Source organism: Roseobacter sp. HKCCA0434 (assembly GCF_032464675.1).
Classification (GTDB): domain Bacteria; phylum Pseudomonadota; class Alphaproteobacteria; order Rhodobacterales; family Rhodobacteraceae; genus Pontivivens.
Window position 1 is genome coordinate 38118 of sequence record NZ_JAWDKL010000004.1, and the last position, 17132, is coordinate 55249.

Consider the following 17132-nt stretch of genomic DNA (forward strand, 5'->3'; position numbering starts at 1 on the left):
TGGCCTGACGGTGGAGGAACGGCGGCTCAGGTCAAGGTGTCACGGTGGGTCAGGCGGCCCAATGCACCGTCGCCCCTGCGTCGAGCGCGACGCGGACGGGTGCCGCGCTCGGATCGGTCTCGGCCTGCGCCTGTTCCAGCGCCTCGGCCTTGTCCTGACCCTGGATCAGGATGTGCAGGTGGCGTGCGGCGGAGAGGACCGGGGCGGTGAGTGTCAGACGGGGCTCGGGCGCGCCGGGGGCCCGCATCGGTAGCACGGGCGGCGCCCCTGCGTCGAGCGCGTCGCCCAGCCGGTCGGCGCCGGGGAAGATCGAGGCGGTGTGCATGTCCGCCCCCATGCCCAGCACGCAGACATCGAGCGGCAGTGCGGCGGCGATTGTGGCCGTCAGCTCCTCGAACACGTCCTCGGGGCGGTCGGCCTCGCGGTAGAAGGGGATCAGCTGCGCGCCCTCGGCGGCACCCCGCAGCAGGCTGCGGCGCAGAAGCGCGGTGTTGGAGCGGTCGGAGCTTTCTGGCACGAACCGCTCGTCGGTCAGCATGACGCGGATGCGCGGCCAGTCGAGATCGGCGCGGCTGAGCGCGTCGAGGAAGGGGCCGGGCGTGGTGCCGCCCGGTACCGCGAGGGTGGCATGGTCCTGCGTGGCGAGGGCCGCGCGCAGCTGACCGGCGACTATGTCGGCGAGACCGGTCATCAGCGCCTCGCGGCTGTCATAGCGCATCATCCCTCGATCTCCCGCCAGCGACGGCCGTCGCGGTGCATCAGGCGCAGCGCGTCCTCGGGGCCGGAGCCGCCCGCGTCGTAGGGGCGGGGGATGTCGCGCTCCTCCTCCCAGTCGTCGAGGATCTTGTCGGCCCAGGCCCAGGCGGCCTCGACCTCGTCCCCGCGCATGAACAGCGTCTGGTCGCCGCGAATCACGTCCATGATCAGCCGCTCGTAGGCGTCGGGCATGGCCTCCGCACTCGGGCCCAGCGCCTCGGCGAAGCTCATGTCGAGCGGCACGTCGGCGAGGCGCATGCCGCCCGGCCCCGGCTCCTTGATCGTCATGCGCAGGGTGATGCCCTCGTTGGGCTGCAGCCGGATGATCAGCGCGTTGGTCTGGTGCGGCGGCAGCTTGGGGAAGATCGAGTGCGGCGGCTCCTTGAACACCACCGCGATCTCGCTCATCCGCGCGCGCAACCGCTTGCCGGTGCGCAGGTAGAACGGCGTGCCGGTCCAGCGCCAGTTCGAGATGCAGGCCTTGAGCGCGACATAGCTCTCGGTCCGGCTGTCGGGGTTCTCGGCATCCTCCTTGTAGGAGGGGCCGTCGGGGCCCGCGCGATACTGTCCGCGCACGGTGTCGTCGGGATCGACGGGCTCGAGCGAGCGGATGACCTTCAGCTTCTCGTCGCGCACGCGGTCGGCGTCGAACTGGGCGGGCGGCTCCATTGCCGTGAGGCACAAAAGCTGCATCAGGTGGTTCTGCACCATGTCGCGCATCGCGCCGGATTTGTCGTAGTAGCCGCCGCGCCCGCCGACGCCGATATCCTCGCTGACCGTGATCTGCACGTGGTCGACGTGCCGCGCGTTCCACAGCGGCTCGAACAGGGAGTTCGCGAAGCGGACGGCCATCAGGTTCTGGACCGTCTCCTTCCCGAGGTAGTGGTCGATCCGGTAGATCTGCCGCTCGTCGAAGCTCTCGGCGAGCTGGGCGTTGAGGGCCTTCGCACTTTCGAGGTCGTGGCCCAGCGGTTTCTCGACGACGATGCGGCTGGTGCTTGTGGCGATGCCGGTCGATTGCAGGCGCTCGGCGATCGGGCCGAACAGGGAGGGGCCGACGGAGAGGTAGAAGGCGCGCACGGCGTTGTCGCCCTTGTCGAGCTTCTTGCCGAGCTCCGCCCAGCCGCCCTCCCCGGTCGCGTCGATGGCCACGTAATCGAGCGCTGTGAGGAAGGCGGCGGCGATCTCCTCGTCGATCTCGCTGGTCCCGACGAAGGTGTCGAGCGCCTCGCGCACCATCTCGCGGAAGGCCTTGGTCGTGAGGGAGGAGCGTGCGGCGCCGATGATGCGCGCCCCGGTCGGCATCTGGCCCGCGACCATGCGGCGATAGAGGCCCGGCAGGATCTTGCGCCGGGCGAGATCGCCGGTGGCGCCGAAGATGACGAGGTCGAACGGTTGAACCGGGATGACGCGCGAAACCATGTGCGTTCTCCGCTAGAGGGGCGTTAAAGGTCGGACAGGCGCGGCAGGTCGGCGCCCTGCCGAGTGCAGGTGATGGCCGCGGCCCGTGCGCAGAAGGCGAGCAACTCCTCCAGCCCTGCCGCGTCGAGATCGGCGATATGGGCGCGCATGTCCTGCGCCTGCGACAGCCGGGTCAGCAGGGCGGCCATGAAAGTGTCCCCTGCCCCGACCGTGTCGATGACGTCGACCTGCGGTGGGCGTGCCTCGGCCTCGACGCCAGCGGAGGTCCAGCCGAGCGCGCGCTCGCCCCCATCGGTGACGGCGACCAGATCGACGCCGGCCTTGAACGCCTTGATCGCGAATTCCGCGGGCGTGACACCGGGATAGAGCAGGCCCAGGTCCTCGGTCGAAATCTTGAGCACGTCCGTCATCTCCATCAGCGTCTCGACCCGCTCGCGCCAGACACTCATGTCCGGCTCGACGGTCGGGCGGATGTTCGGGTCGAGCGAGACCAGTCGCCAGTCGGCGCGGGAGGCAAGCTCCGCCAGCGCATCAGCGGTGGGTGGCAGGACGATGGAGTAGGAGCCGAAATGGATGCCGCGCAGATCGTCGTCGAGTTCCGGCAGATCGGCGACCGTCACGCCGGTATCGGCGGCCCCTTCGGAGTAGAACGTGTAGGCGGGCACGCCCTCGGCATCGAGGGTGACGAGGCTGAGCGTCGTCTTGCGCTCGGTATCGCGAACATGGCGCAGGTCCACCCGCTCGTTCTCCAGCACGGTGCGCAGGGCACGGCCCAGCGGGTCGGTGGAAAGGGCCGAGAAGTAGCCCGCGGCCCCTTCGAGGCGGCGCATGCCGATCGCAACGTTGAAGGGCGAGCCACCCGCGCGAGCGGCGAAATCGGCGGCGGACGGCTCCGCCCCCGGCTGCATGAACATGTCGAACAGGTTGTCGCCGCAGATCAGGAACATGGGGCTTGGCATCCATCGTCAGTCGGGCGCATGGGCGCGTCCGAAGCGCTTTTAGCCTGCGTTTGCCGCCACGCCCAGCCCCGAATGACGCAGCGGCATGAAAAGCCTACTTGTAGAAGTAGCTGTGCCCGTCCGTGTCGAAGAGGTGCAGCTTGTCCGGCGCCGCAGTCAGGCGCAGATGCGTGCCTTTCGAGACATCGGCGATGCCGGGGATCTTGGCGATCACCGGATCCTCGCCGTCGCGTGCGTCGAAGTAGACCACGGTGACCTCGCCCAGCTTTTCCGTGTACGAGGCCGTGCCCTCGAAGATCACCGGGTCCCCCTCGCGCGCGACGACGAAATCCTCGGGCCGGACGCCGAGTTGCACCCGCTCGCCCTCGCTGGCATTGGCGGCGGAGACCGGAACCTCGGCCACGCCGCCGGCGGCGACGTCCACGCCGGTATGGCCCGCATCGCCCGCGCGGATCGTGCCGGGCAGCAGGTTCATCTTGGGCGAGCCGATGAACTGCGCGACGAAGGTGTTTTCGGGCCGCTGGTAGAGTTCCAGCGGGCTGCCGAACTGCGCGACGGTGTGGGTCTTGTTGTTGAGCACCACGATGCGCGAGGCGAGCGTCATCGCCTCCACCTGGTCGTGGGTGACGTAGATCATCGTCCGCTCGGGCATCCGCTCCTTGAGCTGGGCGATCTCGATGCGGGTATCGACGCGAAGCGCCGCGTCGAGGTTGGAGAGCGGCTCGTCGAAAAGGTAGACTTTCGGGTCGCGCACGATCGACCGGCCGATGGCGACGCGCTGGCGCTGGCCGCCCGACAGGGCCTTCGGGAGCCGGTCGAGATAGGGGTCGAGTTGCAGGATCTTGGCCGCGTTGCGCACGCGCTCGTCGATCTGGGCCTTGTCCATCTTCGCGACCTTCAGCGCGAAGGCCATGTTGTCGTAGACCGTCATGTGCGGGTAGAGCGCGTAGGACTGGAACACCATCGCAATGCCGCGCTTCGAGGGCGGCACGTCGTTCATCCGGGTCCCGTCGATATAGAGATCGCCGGCGGTGATCGTCTCCAGCCCTGCGATCATCCTGAGCAGCGTGGACTTGCCGCAGCCCGAGGGCCCGACGAAGACGATCAGCTCGCCCTGCTGGATGTCGAGATCGATGTTCTTGAGCACCTCGACCGTCCCGTAGGACTTGGCGATGTTCTCCAGCAGCAGCGATGCCATGTCAGTCTCCCCTTTGGTGTCGGTCGCGCGCCGTTATCTGTCTTCTTGCGCGAAATAGGCTTGGTAGGGCGGCAGCGTGACGCCCTTGTCGTTGATCGTGGCGGTGAAGGGTGCGCCGCGATCCTGGCGCCAGTCGCCCGCGGGCAGGCGGATCGGCTGGGCGGTGTTGGACAGGTTGAAGGCGCAGAACACCCGCTCGCCCCCTTCGGCGGTGCGGATGAAGGACACGACATCGGCGTCGCTCTCCACCATCTCGAACCCGCCCTTGATCAGCGCCGGGTGCGCCTTTCGGAACGCGATCATGTCGCGGTAGAAGGACACCATCGACGCGTCGTCGCGGTCCTGGTTGGCGACCGAGCGCGACAGGTGCTCCATCGCGACCGGAAGCCACGGCTTGCCGTCGGTGAAGCCCCCATTAGGTCCGTCGCCCGACCACGGGATCGGGGTGCGGCAGCCGTCGCGGCCCTTGAACTTGGGCCAGAAGCGGATACCGTAGGGGTCCTGCAACTCCTCGTAGCTGACATAGGCCTCTGTGAGGCCCAGCTCCTCCCCCTGGTAGAGACAGACGGATCCGCGCAAGCTCATCAGCAGGGCGGCATAGACGCGCTGCGCCTTCTCGCCAAGGTTCCACCGGCTCGCATGGCGCACGACGTCGTGGTTTGAGAAGGCCCAGCAGGCCCAGCCCTCGCTGACGACCGTCTCGAACTTGCTCAGGACCTGGCTGACCCGGTTGCCCGAGGGTTGGTCGGGGGCCAGGAACTCGAAGGCGTAGCACATGTGCACCTTGTCGTCGCCCGAGGTGTATTCCGCCTGGATCTGCATGCCGATCTGCGCGTCGCCGACCTCGCCCACGGAGGTGATCGCCGGGTATTCGTCCATCAGCGCGCGGAAGCGGCGCAGGAAGTCGAGATTCTCTGGCCGGTTCTTGTCGTAGAGATGTTCCTGCCAGTTATAGGGGTTCACGCTGGGCGCGATGGAGTCGTTGCGCAGCTCGGGCGGGCAGACGGGGTTATCCCGCAGCTCCTCGTCCGCGAAGTAGAAGTTGATCGTGTCGAGGCGGAAACCGTCGACGCTCCGGTCCAGCCAGAACCGCGCCACGTCGAGCAGCGCGTCCTGCACGTCCGGATTGTGCAGGTTGAGGTCCGGCTGCTCCTTCAGGAAATTGTGCATGAAGTATTGCTGGCGCTCGCCGTCCCATTCCCAGGCCGAGCCGCCGAAGATCGACAGCCAGTTGTTGGGCGGCGTGCCGTCGGGCTTCGCATCGGCCCACATGTACCAGTCGTGCCGGGGGTTGTCGCGGCTGGAGCGGCTTTCCTGAAACCACTCGTGCTGGTCGGAGGTGTGGCTGAGCACCAGGTCGATGATGATCTTGATGTTCAGCTCGTGCGCGCGGTGGATCAGCGCGTCGAAATCGCCCAGCGTGCCGAACAGCGGATCGACGTCGCGATAGTTCGACACGTCGTAGCCGAAATCGAGCATGGGCGAGCGGAAGAAGGGCGAGATCCAGATCGCGTCCACGCCGAGGCTGGCGATATGCGGCAGCCGGTGGATGATCCCCGAAAGGTCGCCCACCCCGTCGCCGTTCGAATCCTGATAGGAGCGCGGGTAGATCTGGTAGATCACCGCCCCGCGCCACCAGTCCTTGTCGACAACCTGCGCCGCGTCACGCTCCACCGGTGTTGCCATGTTCATGCGTCAGCCACCCTTGACCGATCCGGCGAGGAGCCCCCGCACCAGATACCGTTGCATCGAGAAGAACACGATCAACGGCACGATGATCGTGATGAAGGCGGAGGTGGTCAGGATCTCCCAATCCCCCCCGCGGGAGCCCAGAAGCTCCACCAGCCGGCCCGTCAGGACCATCTGGTTGTCCGTCTGACCCAGGAACACCTTGGCGATCAAGAGGTCGTTCCAGGTCCACAGGAACTGGAAGATCGCGAAGCTCGCCAGCGCCGGAAAGCTGAGCGGCAGGACGATCCGCATGAAGATGCCGAAATCGGTGGCGCCGTCGACGCGCGCGCTCTCGATCACCTCGCGCGGGAGGCCCGCCATGTAATTGCGCAGCAGATATACCGCGAGCGGCAGGCCGAACCCGGTATGGGCGAGCCAGATTCCGATATAACCTTTGGCCGGCACGCCGAAGATATCACCCACCCAGCCATAGAACTGCAGAAGCGGGATCAGCGACAGTTGCAGCGGCACGACCAGCAGGCCCACCACGATGGCGACCAGCAGCACACGGCCCGGGAACTGCATCCATGCCAAGGCATAGGCCGCGTAGGCCGCGATCAGGATCGGGATCACGGTCGACGGGATCGCCACGGTCAGCGAGTTGAGGAAGCTCTGTGCCACGCCTTCCGAGGTCAGCACGTTCTCGTAGTTCTCGGTCGAGAACTCGGGCGGCACGGCAGAGGTGTAGAACACCCGGTCGCCGCGGCTGCCCTCCGGCTGCTCCTGATAGCTGATCGTGTAGTCGCCGTTTTCCTGCATCTGCAAGACGCCGCCGTCGCGCAGTTCCAGTGCGCCGCCGGGACTGCCCGCGGTCGGTTCCTGCGCGCGGAAGCCGAAGGCGGAGACGGTGCCCTCGCCCCCCTCGAACACGTTGCCGGAGATGACCCAGACGTCGCCCTCCTGCACCGCCTCATCGGGGGGCGCCGCGCGGGTGACGAGCGATTGCTCGGACGCGCTGAGCGCCGTCCACCAGCCGGAGGTCGAGATCGCGTCGCGATCGCGGAAGGATGACACGAAGATGCCGAAGGTCGGGATCGTCCACAACAGCACCAGAAGCAATGCGGAGATGTTGACGATCCAGACGATTGCCGGGCTCTTGCCTGCGCTGCCGTCCATCACGAATTCTCCTTCATCGCGTTGCGGATGTTCCAGACCATGATCGGGATGACGAGGACCATGATGACGATGGCGATGGCCGACCCGCGCCCGTAATGCAGGTCGATGAAGGTCATGCGGTACATGTAGTTGGCCAGCACCTGCGTGCCCCACTCGCCGTTGGTCATGGCGAAGACGATGTCGAAGACCTTGAGCACCAAGATGGTGATGGTCGTCCAGACCACCGCGATGGTGCCCGCGATCTGCGGGATCTTGATCTTGAAGAACACGGTCAGCGGCCCCGCGCCGTCGAGCACCGCCGCCTCCACCGTCTCCTCGGGGATGCCGCGCAGGGCGGCGGACAGGATGACCATCGCGAAGCCGGTCTGGATCCAGATCAGGATGACCATCAGGAAGATGTCGTTCCAGAAGGGCAGCGTGATCCACGCCTCTGGATCGCCGCCGAGGCCGGTGACGATGGCGTTCAGCAGACCGATCTGCTCGGACCCCTCTCCGCGATAGTCGTAGATGAACTTCCAGATGACCGACGCCCCGACGAAGGAGATCGCCATCGGCATGAAGATCAGCGACTTGGCGATGTTGCCCCACCAGATCCGGTCGGTCAGCCCGGCGGCGATCAGGCCGAAGAAGGTCGACATGGCAGGCACGATGATCAGCCACATCGCGTTGTTGAACAGGCTCTCGCGGAACTTGTCGTCGGTGAACATCCAGATGTAGTTGTCCGCGCCGATGAAATTGTCGCCGCGCCGGTCCAGCACGCTGAGCCAGATGGAATTGAAGACCGGATAGACGAGGTAGAGGCCGAGGATCAGGATCGTCGGCGCCAGGAACAGCCAGGGCCGGATCGCGTTCGCCTTGTTGATGTTGCGCCCCGCATTCGGCCCCTCGTCGGGATAGATGCGGTCGAGGATCCAGTTCGATCCGAAGAAATATCCGGCGCAGGCCACGACCCCGAGGGCCACTGTGATCAGCGCGAGCACGATGGGATTCATCGCAGGCATCCTCCCCTATGGTCGGACGGAGCGTCTCTTGCACGGGCGCTCTCGCCACGGTGTCGAAGGGCAGTGTGCCCGCCCTTCGACGGATTTCATAGCAAAAGGCGACCCGGCCAGGGGTCGCCTTCGCCGATCATTCCTGGGAGGCCCAGGTTTCCTCGATCGCGGTGGCGACCGCTTCGGCATCCGCGCCGCCCGCGTAGTCGACCATGCCGGTCCAGAACGCCCCGGCGCCGATGGCACCCGGCATCAGGTCCGACCCGTCGAAGCGGAACGTCGTCGCGTTCTGCACGATCGCGCCCTGTGCGCGCAGCGCATCGTCGATATAGGCGTCCTGGTTCACACCCGAATGCGCGGTCAGGAAGGCACCCTGCGCCATCCACGCCTCATGCGCGATCGGCTGCTTCATGAACTCGATGAAGGCGCGCGTCGCCTCGCTGTCGTTCGTGATGCCGAGCACCGTGCCCGCGCCCAGCACCGGCTGGCCGAGATCCATTTCCTCGTAGGCGGGGAAATAGAAGAAGTCCGCATCCGTGCCGAGTTCGGTCCCCTCGGGGAAGAAGGCCGGGATGAAGGACGCCTGACGATGCATGTAGCAATCGGGCGGGAAGTTGAAGAGACCCTGCGGGCTGTCGCGGAAATCGGTCGTGGCGACCGCGCCCGCGCCACCGGCGACGTAATCGTCGTTGCGCGCGAAGTAGCCGAATTCCTCGATCGCGGCGACGACACGCTCGTCGTTGAACGGGATCTCGTTGGCGACCCACTGGTCGTAGACCTCGGGCGGCTGGGTGCGCAGCATCATGTCCTCGACCCAGTCGGTCGCGGGCCAGCCGGTCGCGCCGCCCGAACCCAGACCGATGCACCACGGCGTGCCGCCATCCTCGACGATCTGGTCGGTCAGCGCCTTGAGCTCCTCCATCGTTTCGGGGATCTCGTAGCCTGCATCCTCGAAGTTCTCGGGCACGTACCAGACCAGCGACTTCAGATCGACGCGGTAGAAGATGCCGTAGAGCTCTTCCTCACCGTCCACCTCGAAGGTGGCGAGATCGACCCAGGATTGGCCCGCAGCGTAGTTGTCGGCGATCCAGGAGCTGTCATCGGCGCTCAGCGGCTCGACCAGGCCACGCTCGGCCATCACGCGCAGCAGGCCGGGCTGCGGGAAGACGGCGATGTTGGGAGCGGAGCCGGCCTCGGCATCGATGACGATCTGCTGCTCGAAGCTGTCGGAGCCCGCATATTCGACGGTCGCACCGGTCGCATCCTCGAAATAGGACCAGGCGGCCACGACGCGGTCACGCTCCTGCCCCAGCCAGGGGCCCGCGACGGTCACGGTCTGACCGGAAAGGTCGGGCGCGTTCGCCTTGTATTCCTCGTAGGCATCCCACGAGAAGCGATCCTCGTCGCCCGGCACGAAGGGCATGTGGGCCTCGGCCAGGACCGGTCCCGCGATCAGCGCCGCGGCGGCCACACCAGCAAACAGGTTGCGTTTCATTCTCTTCTCCCGTTGTCGACCGCACTGCGGCGGCTTTCCTAAATTCGTCCCAAGCGGTCCGGTTGTGGGCACCAAACCGCTTTGAGGTCCGCGCACGATGCTTAGACCTCCGCTTCAAGTCAAGCATGTGATTAGCTAGCGCCACGCAGTTGCGTTGCCATAGCGATCCTCGGTAGGGATATCGTCGAAGCGGTTTGAAAGTGGAGGACGCGATGACGCTGAAGGAGTTGGCCGAACGGCTGGGCCTGTCGCCCACCACGGTGTCGCGCGCCCTCAACGGCTACCCCGAAGTGAATGCCGCCACCCGCGCGCGGGTGGAGCAGGCCGCGCAGCAATACGGCTACGTGCCGAGCGCCATGGCGCGACGCCTTGCCACGGGGCGGTCGATGGCGATCGGGCACGTCATCCCGCTGTCGGAGCACCAGATGATCAACCCGATCTTTGCCGAATTCATGGCCGGCGCGTCGGAGATCTACTCGACCGAAGGCTACGAGACGATCCTGAGCGCGATCCCCGCAGAGCAGGAGGAGAACGCCTATCGCGAATTGGCGCGCAAGCGCTCGGTCGACGGGCTGATCGTGCACGCGCCGCGGCTCGACGATCCGCGCATCGACCTGCTCAAGGAACTGGGCCTGCCCTTCGTGGTGCACGGGCGTGCGGTGAACGGAGAGGATCCGCCGGTCTATCTCGACATCAACAACCGTGCGAGCTTCGAGCAGGCGACCGAACACCTGATCGGGCTGGGACATCGCCGCTTCGGCCTGCTGAACGGAATGGAGACGATCAGCTTCGCCCGCCGCCGTCGCCGCGGCTTCGAGCAGGCGCTGGAGCGGCACGGGATCGAGCTCGCCTCCGCGCGCATGGTGAACCTGGAGATGACCGAGACCAATGCCTACAACGTCACGAATCGCTGGCTGGCGGAGGATGCGCCGCCCACGGCGATCCTCACCTCCAGCCTGATTTCGGCGCTCGGGGTGGAACGCGCGGTCCGCGAGGCGGGGCTGACGATCGGGCACGACGTCTCGCTGATCAGCCATGACGACGACCTGTCCTTCCTGCGCAACGTGGGCGATCCGCCGCCCTTCACCACCTTCCGCTCCTCCATCGGGCAGGCCGGGGCCACCTGTGCGCGGATGCTGATCGACCAGCTGGCGGGCAAGCCGGTGGAGAGCCGGATCTGGACATGCGAATTCATCCAAGGTCGTTCGACCGGAAAGGCGCCTGCATGAGCAAGCTCGGCTTCACCCGCGCGGAGTTTCCCGAAGGGTTCGCCTTCGGCACCGCCACCTCCGCCTACCAGATCGAGGGCGTGAAATTCGGCGGCTGCGGAGAGTCGCATTGGGACACGTTCGCGGCCACGCCCGGCAACGTGGAGCGGGCGGAGGATGGCTGGATCGCCTGCGACCACTACAACCGGTGGGAGGAGGATCTCGACCTGATTCGCGATGCGGGCTTCGACGCCTATCGCTTCTCGACCAGCTGGGCGCGGGTCATGCCGGACGGCGAGAGCGTGAACGGCGAGGCGCTCGACTTCTACGATCGGCTGGTGGACGGGATGCTGGCGCGCGGCATCCGGCCCTTCGCCACGCTCTACCACTGGGACCTGCCCTCGGCGCTGGCGGACAAGGGCGGCTGGACCAATCGCGACGTGGCCGCATGGTTCGCGGACTATTCGCGCACCGTGATGGCCCGGATCGGCGACCGGGTGGAGGCGACGGCGACAATCAACGAGCCGTGGTGCGTCGCGTGGCTCAGCCATTTCATGGGCATCCACGCGCCCGGCCTGCGCGACATCCGCGCCGCCGCGCGCGCCATGCACCATGTCCTGCTGGCACATGGCACCGCGACGCAGGCGCTGCGCGCGGAGGGCATCGACAATATCGGCATCGTCACCAATCTCGAAGGCTCCGACCCCGTGGACGACAGGCCCGAGACGCTGGCCGCCCATGCCCGCAACCACGCCATCTACAACGAGTGGTTCCTGTCCGCCGTGTTCAAGGGCGAATACCCCGAGGCGGCGCTCGAAGGGCTGGAGCCGCACCTGCCGACCGGCTGGCAGGAGGATTTCGCGACGATCCAGGCCCCGGTCGACTGGCTGGGCATCAACTACTACTCGCGCCACCGCATCGTGAACGCGGGCGGGCCCTGGCCGCAGATCGGCTATGCCGACGCGGTGGAGGAGACGACCGCCTTCGGCTGGGAGGTGACGCCGCACCACCTGACGAACTTCCTGCTGTGGGCGTCGCGCGAATATTCCGGCGACCTGCCGATCCACATCACCGAGAACGGCATGGCGGGGCACGACTACCTGCTGGACGGCGAGGTGCCCGATCCGCAGCGCATCAAGTACCTGCGCGACCATTTCGCCGCGGCCAAGGCGGCGATGGACCAGGGCGCACCGCTGGCGGGCTATTTTGTGTGGTCGCTGCTCGACAACTACGAATGGGCGCATGGCTACGACAAGCGCTTCGGCCTCGTCCATGTCGACTTCGACACGCTGGAGCGGACGCCGAAAGCCAGTTGGCACGCGATGAAAGAGGCGCTTAAATCAGGCTGACATGACAGGAGCCCCGCATCCATGATCTGGCTTAGCCTCGCCTTCCTGTTCTCGACCCTCTACGGCACGACGCAGAGCTGGCGCTACAAGGGCCGTTGGCTTGCACCGCTCAAGGGTCTGTCGATGGGCTTGCTGGCTGTCGCGGCAGAACGGGCGGGAGCGCCGACCACCACGGTGCTCGCGATCCTGTTCTGCGGCCTCGCGGATACAGGCATCCCGCTAGGACGGAACTGGTCGAGCACCCGTTTTCTGACCGTGGCGCAGGCGCTCTACATACCCGGTTATGCCCTGCACATGACCTCGCTGAGCACATTGGGTCTGGCCATCGGGCCGGCCACCCTCGTCGCCGCATCGGCAACGCTGACCGTTTTCGCGATATGCCATATGACGGTTGGCACGCTTCGGCCGGACTTGCGCCCCGCCTGGATGGGTTACGGCGTGACTCTCATAGCACTGGTGACTGCCGCGTTCATGATTCCGCAAGGCGGATTGCAGGCGCAGGCGGGCAGTTTGCTGGCCCTGTCGGGCGTCACCCTCTACGGTGTCGAAATGGTCCTCGTCCGCGACGGAAGCCTGCTTCAGAATCTCACGAGCCCGGTCATCTGGACCACGTATTTTCTGGGCCATGTCCTGCTGAGCGCACAGATGTGGCAGCTGTAGCGGCGGGTTTTCATGTCGAAAGGGCGCCCCGCGACGGGACGCCCTGTTTTCATCTTCCTGCAAAATACGCAGGCGCGATCAGTCGCTCAGCGCCTGATCCGTGATCTCCAGCGTGTAGGCGCCTTCGGGCTCGGCCGAGATCACCGGGTCGGAGCCGCCCGCCAGCAGGGTCTCGACCGTGCGCTGGTAGTCGGTCTCGTCCAGCGCGCCGTTCGAGCCTTCGGTCAGCTTCGCGATCTCTTCCATCATGCGGACCTGATGTTCCTCGGTCTGCGCGCCGGTCTCGTCATAGTCGAGCACGATCATCGCAGCTTCCTCGGGGTTCTCCTCGGCCCATTTCCAGCCTTCCATCGAGGCGCGCACGAAGCGGACCATCTTGTCGACGAATTCGGGATCCTCGAGGTTCTCCTCCAGCACGTAGATGCCGTCCTCCAGCGTCGCGACGCCCTGATCCTCGTACTGGAAGGTCACCAGCTCGTCCTCGGACACGCCCGCGTCGAGGACCTGGCCGTACTCGTTATAGGTCATGGTCGAAATGCAGTCGGCCTGCCGCTGCAGCAGCGGGTCGACGTTGAAGGCCTGGCGCAGGACGGTTACGCCCTCCTCGCCGCCATCCGTAGGAATTCCCAGCTGGCTCATCCAGCTGAGGAACGGGTACTCGTTGCCGAAGAACCAGACGCCGATGGTCTTGCCGCGGAAATCCTCCGGGCTCTCGATACCGCTGTCGGCCCAGCAGGTCAGCATCAGGCCCGACCGCTTGAAGGGCTGCGCGATGTTGACGACCGGCACGCCCCGCTCGCGCGCGGCAAGTGCGGAGGGCATCCAGTTCAGCATCACGTCGGCTCCGCCGCCGGCCAGCACCTGCGGCGGCGCGATGTCCGGGCCGCCGGGCTGGATCGTCACGTCGAGATCCTCGGCCTCGTAGAAGCCCTGGTCGAGCGCGACGTAATAGCCGGCGAACTGCGCCTGCGTGACCCACTGCAACTGCAGCGTCACCTCGTCCTGCGCCATCGCGGGCGCGGCGAGCAGGGATGTCGCGGCCAAAGTCTTCAGGAATTTCATGTCTCTCTCCTTGTTGGACGGCCCCGTCACCTTCCCCTTTGCGACGGATGCCAGAAGGTGGCCGCCCTCTCCGCGAGCGTTACCACACCGTAGAAGGCCGAGCCCGCGAGGGCCGCGACCAGGATCACCGCCCAGACGACGTCGAGCGCGAGCCGCCCGACCTGGGTGGATATCCGGAACCCCATGCCGAGGGTGGGGGAACCGAAGAACTCCGCCACGATGGCACCGATCAGTGCCAGAGTCGTGCAGATTTTGAGGCCGTTGAAGATGAAGGGACCGGCCGCGGGCAGCTTGAGCTTGGTCAGCGTCTGCCAGGGCGAGGCGGCGTAGGTGCGCATCAGATCGGACTGCATCCGCTCGGCACTCGCGAGGCCCTGCACCGTGTTCACCAGCATGGGGAAGAAGCACATGACGGCGACCACCGCCGCCTTCGACTGCCAACCGAAGCCAAACCACATGACGAAGATCGGCGCCATGCCGATGATCGGCAGCGCCGCGACGAAACTGCCGACCGGCAAGAGCCCGCGCCGCAGGAAGGGCGAGCGGTCCACCGCCAGCGCCACAAGGAACGCGGCGCCGCAGCCGATGGCATAGCCCGACAGCGCGCCTTTCACGAAGGTCTGCACGAAATCGTCCCACAGCGTGTCGAGATTGCCCGCGAAGGCCGCGCCGATGGCGGAAGGCGGCGGCAGGATGGCGCCGGGAACGTCGAAGCCCCGCACCACCAGCTCCCAGATGACCAGCAGGACGATCCCGAACAGGATCGGCGGCAGCAGGCCGAGCCGGCGCCCCGCCTGCCGGGCGAGGCGAACGTTCATCCACCAGCCGCCGAGCCAGATGACGAGGGCGGCAAGGACGAAGGCCGCGCTCATGCCGTGAACCCCATGCGGCGCAGGGTCAGCCGCTCCATCAACCCCAGCAGCGCGATCAACGCCGCGGCCATCACAGCCGCCGCGATCAGCGCGGCCCAGATCATCATCGTGTTTCCGTAATAGCTGCCGTTGAGAAGCCGCGCGCCGATGCCCGCGACCGCACCGGTCGGCAGCTCACCGACGATGGTGCCCACGAGGCTCGCCGCCACGCCCACCTTCAGCGAGGCGAAGAGGAACGGCATCGAGGAGGGCAACCGCAGGCGCAGGAACTGCTCCAGCCCCGTGGCGTTCCAGGTCCGCATCTGGTCGAGCTGCATATGCGTGGGCGCGCGCAGCCCCTTCACCATGCCGACCGTGACGGGGAAGAAGCTGAGATAGGTCGCGATGATCGCCTTGGGGATGAAACCGGGGATGCCGATGGAGTTGAACACCACCACGATCATCGGCGCGATGGCGAGGATCGGAATGGTCTGGCTGGCGATGACCCAGGGCATGACGCTCATGTCCATCGCGCGGCTGTAGACGATCGAGACGGCCAGCGCGATGCCGAGCGCGGTGCCGATGCCGAAACCCGCCAGCGTGACGCTGAGCGTGACCCACATGTGCTTGAAGAGGCTGCGGTTGTTGGTCACGCACGACACCTGCCCCGCGCGTCGCCCGTCGAGGCAGGGGGCGGCGGTGGTTCCCCACAGCTCGGTCGCGACCTGATGCGGCGTCGGCAGCCGGGGGCGGTCCTGGTTCCACGTCTCTGCCACCAGCTCCGCCGTGCCCAGTTCCCGATCCGCCCGCGCGGCCTGATCGCGCGCCCATTGCGCGTTGAGCGGGATCGCGGCGGCGTACCAGATGGCGAGGATGGCCAGCACGACGACGAGGACGGGACCGAGAGACTTCATGCGCGGCCCTCCCCTTCAGCTTCCGCGAAATACGCATGGTGCACCCGCGGCAAAGGGCGGGACAGGGCGTATTTGGAGGAAGCTGAAGACATGGGCTCAGTCCTCCAGATGCCCGGCCCGCAGGCCCTCGCGGACCCGGTGGGCGATCTCGATGAACTCGGGCGTGTCACGGATCTCCAGCGGGCGTTCGCGCGGCAGGGGGCTGTCGATCACGTCGGTCACCCGGCCCGGCCGGGGCGACATCACGACGATCTTGGTCGAGAGGTAAACCGCCTCGGGGATCGAATGCGTGACGAAGGCGATGGTCTTCTCCGTCCGGGCCCACAGCGCGAGGAGCTGCTCGTTCAAGTGGTCGCGCACGATCTCGTCGAGCGCGCCGAACGGTTCGTCCATCAGCAGGATGTCGGCGTCGAAGGCGAGCGCGCGGGCGATCGAGGCGCGCTGCTGCATCCCGCCCGACAGCTGCCAGGGATATTTCTTCTCGAAGCCTGCGAGGTCCACCAGTTCCAGCGTGCGCTTCACCCGCTCGGCCTGCTCCGTTTTCGAGTAGCCCATGATCTCCAGCGGCAGGCGGATGTTGCCGCCGATGGTTCGCCAGGGGTAGAGGCCCGCGGCCTGGAAGACGTAGCCATAGGCGCGCGACTTGCGCGCGGCCTTGGGGGTCATGCCGTTGACCGTGATCTCCCCCGCCGTGGGCTGTTCGAGGTCGGCGGCGACGCGCAGGAAGGTCGTCTTGCCGCAGCCCGACGGGCCGATGAAGCTGACGAACTCCCCCTTGCCGATGTCAAGATCCACGTCCTTGAGCGCATGGATCGGTCCGTCGCTGGTCTGAAAGGTCAGGGACAGGTTCCGGGCGGAGATGACGGGGTCTTGCAAGGCGCGTCCTCGGGCTGGGTTGGGCAAGTTGACGCGATTTTTGACCGGGTGGTCAAGGGTGGTGTTGGGCTTTTCGTTTCTGACGAAGACCAAGCTAGGAACGGCGCTGCACGCGTTCTGGAGGACAGCAAGCACCGGCGAAAGAGTATCCTTTATGGCCGGTTTCCCAAAGTGCCCGCCTGCCATCGACGTCCCATCTCCCAACCGACCAACGCCGAGATTGGCATGGCGATCAATACGACGGTCATCGGCGCCAGAGGCGCGAGATCTTCAGCGACGAGAGTCAAGAAAAACGGCCAGATCGATGCGCTTGCGACGGTGACTGCTGCCGCTGCCGCGAACCGAGATGGCGTGGGCTCGGCGGCACCAATGACCAAGCGCCAAACGATGTAGCCGGGAACCACATGCAAACAGAGCAGGGGGACCGACAACAATCCTGCAATGGACAGCGCGAAAGACAGGAATTGACCTATACCCTGCAGGCTCCCGCCCTGAACGACACCTACAACGAATGCCCCGTAGAGCAGGACAATGCCCGCGAGC

16 protein-coding genes are annotated in these 17132 nt (G+C 66.3%); 4 read left to right on the forward strand and 12 right to left on the reverse strand.

Translation table 11 applies throughout. The annotated features are described in order from the left end of the window. Positions 1 to 49: 49 nt before the first annotated feature. From pgl to RX333_RS04130, 8 genes are all read right to left on the reverse strand, one after another. The gene (gene pgl / locus RX333_RS04095; RefSeq protein ID WP_316013646.1) at positions 50 to 721 is read right to left on the reverse strand and encodes a 6-phosphogluconolactonase; all 672 of its coding nucleotides are present in this window, start codon (positions 719 to 721) and stop codon (positions 50 to 52) included. After that, the gene (gene zwf, locus RX333_RS04100; protein ID WP_316013647.1) at positions 718 to 2178 is read right to left on the reverse strand and encodes a glucose-6-phosphate dehydrogenase; all 1461 of its coding nucleotides are present in this window, start codon (positions 2176 to 2178) and stop codon (positions 718 to 720) included. Before zwf ends, pgl begins: the two co-directional genes overlap by 4 nt. Before the next feature lie 23 nt (positions 2179 to 2201). Beyond that, the gene (locus RX333_RS04105) at positions 2202 to 3125 is read right to left on the reverse strand and encodes a carbohydrate kinase (protein ID WP_316013648.1); all 924 of its coding nucleotides are present in this window, start codon (positions 3123 to 3125) and stop codon (positions 2202 to 2204) included. A gap of 106 nt (positions 3126 to 3231) precedes the next feature. After that, a complete protein-coding gene (locus tag RX333_RS04110; RefSeq protein WP_316013649.1) occupies positions 3232 to 4335 on the reverse strand; it encodes a sn-glycerol-3-phosphate ABC transporter ATP-binding protein UgpC in 1104 nt (367 codons plus the stop codon). A gap of 33 nt (positions 4336 to 4368) precedes the next feature. Beyond that, entirely contained in the window at positions 4369 to 6027 is a 1659-nt protein-coding gene (locus tag RX333_RS04115; RefSeq protein WP_316013650.1) for an alpha-glucosidase family protein, read from the reverse strand. A gap of 3 nt (positions 6028 to 6030) precedes the next feature. Beyond that, positions 6031 to 7182, reverse strand: a complete 1152-nt coding sequence (locus tag RX333_RS04120) for a carbohydrate ABC transporter permease (RefSeq protein ID WP_316013651.1) — start codon at positions 7180 to 7182, stop codon at positions 6031 to 6033. Further along, positions 7182 to 8174: a sugar ABC transporter permease gene (locus tag RX333_RS04125; protein WP_316013652.1), complete on the reverse strand. Its 993-nt coding sequence runs from the start codon at positions 8172 to 8174 to the stop codon at positions 7182 to 7184. The genes RX333_RS04120 and RX333_RS04125 overlap by 1 nt, the downstream gene beginning before the upstream one ends. 136 nt (positions 8175 to 8310) lie before the next feature. After that, positions 8311 to 9669, reverse strand: a complete 1359-nt coding sequence (locus tag RX333_RS04130) for an ABC transporter substrate-binding protein (protein ID WP_316013653.1) — start codon at positions 9667 to 9669, stop codon at positions 8311 to 8313. Between the two features lie 212 nt (positions 9670 to 9881). Between RX333_RS04130 and RX333_RS04135 the strand changes: the two genes are divergently transcribed. Genes RX333_RS04135 through RX333_RS04145 form a run of 3 tightly spaced genes read left to right on the forward strand, consistent with a single transcriptional unit; the run spans position 9882 to position 12886 of the window. Next, on the forward strand, positions 9882 to 10898 hold the full coding sequence (locus RX333_RS04135; protein ID WP_316013654.1) for a LacI family DNA-binding transcriptional regulator: 1017 nt from the start codon (positions 9882 to 9884) through the stop codon (positions 10896 to 10898). Next, positions 10895 to 12226: a GH1 family beta-glucosidase gene (locus tag RX333_RS04140; RefSeq protein WP_316013655.1), complete on the forward strand. Its 1332-nt coding sequence runs from the start codon at positions 10895 to 10897 to the stop codon at positions 12224 to 12226. The genes RX333_RS04135 and RX333_RS04140 overlap by 4 nt, the downstream gene beginning before the upstream one ends. A 21-nt stretch (positions 12227 to 12247) precedes the next feature. Next, positions 12248 to 12886 carry a hypothetical protein gene (locus RX333_RS04145; protein ID WP_316013656.1) on the forward strand — a complete coding sequence of 213 codons (639 nt, stop codon included), beginning with the start codon at positions 12248 to 12250 and terminating at the stop codon, positions 12884 to 12886. A 78-nt stretch (positions 12887 to 12964) separates the two neighbouring features. On the opposite strand, the gene RX333_RS04150 is transcribed toward RX333_RS04145, so the two are convergent. From RX333_RS04150 to RX333_RS04165, 4 genes are all read right to left on the reverse strand, one after another. Beyond that, positions 12965 to 13948, reverse strand: a complete 984-nt coding sequence (locus RX333_RS04150; protein ID WP_316013657.1) for an ABC transporter substrate-binding protein — start codon at positions 13946 to 13948, stop codon at positions 12965 to 12967. A 26-nt stretch (positions 13949 to 13974) separates the two neighbouring features. Next, positions 13975 to 14820 (reverse strand): ABC transporter permease, encoded by an 846-nt coding sequence (locus RX333_RS04155; protein WP_316013658.1) that lies wholly within the window; start codon positions 14818 to 14820, stop codon positions 13975 to 13977. Next, a complete protein-coding gene (locus RX333_RS04160) occupies positions 14817 to 15713 on the reverse strand; it encodes an ABC transporter permease (protein WP_316013659.1) in 897 nt (298 codons plus the stop codon). Before RX333_RS04160 ends, RX333_RS04155 begins: the two co-directional genes overlap by 4 nt. A gap of 96 nt (positions 15714 to 15809) precedes the next feature. Then, the gene (locus RX333_RS04165) at positions 15810 to 16589 is read right to left on the reverse strand and encodes an ABC transporter ATP-binding protein (RefSeq protein WP_316013660.1); all 780 of its coding nucleotides are present in this window, start codon (positions 16587 to 16589) and stop codon (positions 15810 to 15812) included. On the opposite strand from RX333_RS04165, the gene RX333_RS04170 reads away from it, so the two are divergent. Continuing rightward, positions 16521 to 16982 carry a hypothetical protein gene (locus RX333_RS04170; RefSeq protein WP_316013755.1) on the forward strand — a complete coding sequence of 154 codons (462 nt, stop codon included), beginning with the start codon at positions 16521 to 16523 and terminating at the stop codon, positions 16980 to 16982. The genes RX333_RS04165 and RX333_RS04170 overlap by 69 nt on opposite strands. The last annotated feature ends 150 nt before the right edge of the window (positions 16983 to 17132 follow it).

Excerpts from the sequence above, each read along its gene's own strand:
- zwf (WP_316013647.1), bottom strand. The coding sequence starts at position 2,178 with ATGGTTTCGCGCGTCATCCCGGTTCAACCGTTCGACCTCGTCATCTTC.
- RX333_RS04105 (WP_316013648.1), bottom strand. The coding sequence starts at position 3,125 with ATGTTCCTGATCTGCGGCGACAACCTGTTCGACATGTTCATGCAGCCG.
- RX333_RS04130 (WP_316013653.1), bottom strand. The coding sequence starts at position 9,669 with ATGAAACGCAACCTGTTTGCTGGTGTGGCCGCCGCGGCGCTGATCGCG.
- RX333_RS04125 (WP_316013652.1), bottom strand. The coding sequence starts at position 8,174 with ATGAATCCCATCGTGCTCGCGCTGATCACAGTGGCCCTCGGGGTCGTG.
- pgl (WP_316013646.1), bottom strand. The coding sequence starts at position 721 with ATGATGCGCTATGACAGCCGCGAGGCGCTGATGACCGGTCTCGCCGAC.
- RX333_RS04115 (WP_316013650.1), bottom strand. The coding sequence starts at position 6,027 with ATGAACATGGCAACACCGGTGGAGCGTGACGCGGCGCAGGTTGTCGAC.
- RX333_RS04155 (WP_316013658.1), bottom strand. The coding sequence starts at position 14,820 with ATGAGCGCGGCCTTCGTCCTTGCCGCCCTCGTCATCTGGCTCGGCGGC.
- RX333_RS04135 (WP_316013654.1), top strand. The coding sequence starts at position 9,882 with ATGACGCTGAAGGAGTTGGCCGAACGGCTGGGCCTGTCGCCCACCACG.
- RX333_RS04140 (WP_316013655.1), top strand. The coding sequence starts at position 10,895 with ATGAGCAAGCTCGGCTTCACCCGCGCGGAGTTTCCCGAAGGGTTCGCC.
- RX333_RS04120 (WP_316013651.1), bottom strand. The coding sequence starts at position 7,182 with ATGGACGGCAGCGCAGGCAAGAGCCCGGCAATCGTCTGGATCGTCAAC.
- RX333_RS04145 (WP_316013656.1), top strand. The coding sequence starts at position 12,248 with ATGATCTGGCTTAGCCTCGCCTTCCTGTTCTCGACCCTCTACGGCACG.
- RX333_RS04150 (WP_316013657.1), bottom strand. The coding sequence starts at position 13,948 with ATGAAATTCCTGAAGACTTTGGCCGCGACATCCCTGCTCGCCGCGCCC.
- RX333_RS04170 (WP_316013755.1), top strand. The coding sequence starts at position 16,521 with ATGGATCGGTCCGTCGCTGGTCTGAAAGGTCAGGGACAGGTTCCGGGC.
- RX333_RS04160 (WP_316013659.1), bottom strand. The coding sequence starts at position 15,713 with ATGAAGTCTCTCGGTCCCGTCCTCGTCGTCGTGCTGGCCATCCTCGCC.
- RX333_RS04110 (WP_316013649.1), bottom strand. The coding sequence starts at position 4,335 with ATGGCATCGCTGCTGCTGGAGAACATCGCCAAGTCCTACGGGACGGTC.